General features: G+C 49.9%; 3 protein-coding genes. 1 reads left to right on the forward strand and 2 read right to left on the reverse strand.

Going from position 1 to position 1596, the window contains the following annotated elements; genetic code table 11:
* Together AU511_RS16805 and AU511_RS16810 are read right to left on the reverse strand one after the other, a co-directional pair.
* Positions 1–655, reverse strand: a 655-nt coding sequence (locus tag AU511_RS16805) for an ABC transporter transmembrane domain-containing protein (RefSeq protein WP_240503877.1), incomplete at its 3' end; no start/stop codon positions are given.
* An 81-nt stretch (positions 656–736) separates the two neighbouring features.
* Positions 737–1198 carry an Lrp/AsnC family transcriptional regulator gene (locus tag AU511_RS16810; RefSeq protein ID WP_094110358.1) on the reverse strand — a complete coding sequence of 154 codons (462 nt, stop codon included), beginning with the start codon at positions 1196–1198 and terminating at the stop codon, positions 737–739.
* A 119-nt stretch (positions 1199–1317) separates the two neighbouring features.
* Here AU511_RS16810 and AU511_RS16815 point away from each other — a divergent pair.
* A partial coding sequence (locus tag AU511_RS16815; RefSeq protein ID WP_139829425.1) for a pyridoxal-phosphate dependent enzyme occupies positions 1318–1596 on the forward strand: 279 nt, incomplete at its 3' end.

Consider the following 1596-nt stretch of genomic DNA (forward strand, 5'->3'; position numbering starts at 1 on the left):
GGTAATCTTCCAGCCCGAACGACTTGATCATGCGGATGCTGGTCAGACTTTCCTGCGTCTGGTTATTCAGCATAGAAAACGCGGCCTGAGCGGCTTTGAAGCGGTGGTGCAACTGCGTGCCGTAGTGTTTGATGATGATGGCCATAATCGGCATCGGTGCCAACGACAGCAGCGTCAGCTGCCAGCTAAGCTGTGTGCACATCACCACCAAGACGGCGCACCCCATCATCAAAGAGTCGACAAACGTCAGCACGCCTTCACCGGCGGCAAACACCACGCGGTCTACGTCGTTGGTGGCTCTCGCGATCAAATCTCCGGTGCGGTGACGTAAATAAAAGGCAGGATGCTGACGGCTCAGTTGACGGTAAAAGTCGCCACGTAACTCCACGGCCAATTGATAAGACGCACCAAACAATAGAATGCGCCAGAAATATCGCAGCAGGTAGGTCAGAACCGCGGACAGCGCCATGAACCCAATCCACCCCATCGCGGTAGCGGCTGGCATCTCATGTTGCGTTACGCCATCGACGACAATCCCGACCAGAGCCGGAGGCAGCAATTGCAGTATTGCGATAACGATTAAGAGGATCACCGCCCCCAGATAACGCTTCCATTCACGGCGGAAATACCATCCTAGTTGAGCAAAAAGTCTCACGCGGTCTTCATTCCAAAGCTAGTAGCATCATTATTATTGCGAGCAGAACAGTAGTATACATGATTGCCCTAATGGATAAATTTAGACCTTAATCGGCAGTGCTGTTGTGTGTTTTATCTCTTCCATCGCAAAGCTGGACGTGACGTCTACCAAACTTGGAATGCCTTTAACGAGACGCTTGTAGAAGTTGTCATAGTTTTTCATATCCTCTACCTGGACCTGCATCAGGTAATCATACTCACCGGCCATGCGATAAAAGGACAACACTTCGGGCATATCGGAAACAAAACGGCAGAAATCTTGATACCAGTCGCTATTATGTTGCTGAGTTTTCAGGAGCACAAAAGCCGTTAACCCCAATCCCAGCCGTTCGTTATCCAACAAGGCAACACGTGCCTTGATATACCCAGACTCTTCCAAACGCTTCAGCCTTTTCCAACACGGTGTCGACGTAAGATTGACAGTCTCGGCCAATACCTGCAGCGAGAGCGTACAGTCACGTTGTAGAAGAGAGAGCAAAGCGCGATCAATTTTATCTAGCATATGGGATAGCCATGGAAAAATTTTCCATAATTTAGTCCAAATAAAGAAAATTATGCAATATTTTTTCCTCGTGACCACGGTAGTCTAAGCGTATCCTTCAGATACAACGGAAGTTCCTTATGACTAACTCATGGGTTAAAAATGCCGTCAGCGCGATTGAAGCTGATTTTCAACGTTCCGCAGATACGCACCTCATCCGCCTGACGCTACCCGCCTATCCCGGCATCTTTTTTTATCTGAAGGACGAAAGCACCCACCCCACAGGGAGCCTTAAACACCGGCTGGCACGCTCGCTGTTTTTGTACGGCCTCAGCAACGGCTGGATTAAGGAAGGCACGACGATTATCGAAGCCTCCTCTGGCAGTACCGCTGTCTCCGAAGCTTACTTTGCCCGCCTG

Source organism: Lonsdalea iberica (genome assembly GCF_002111585.1).
Classification (GTDB): domain Bacteria; phylum Pseudomonadota; class Gammaproteobacteria; order Enterobacterales; family Enterobacteriaceae; genus Lonsdalea; species Lonsdalea iberica.

Bases quoted from the DNA above. Each gene is read 5' to 3' on its own strand.
- AU511_RS16810 (WP_094110358.1), bottom strand. From the start codon at position 1,198: ATGCTAGATAAAATTGATCGCGCTTTGCTCTCTCTTCTACAACGTGAC.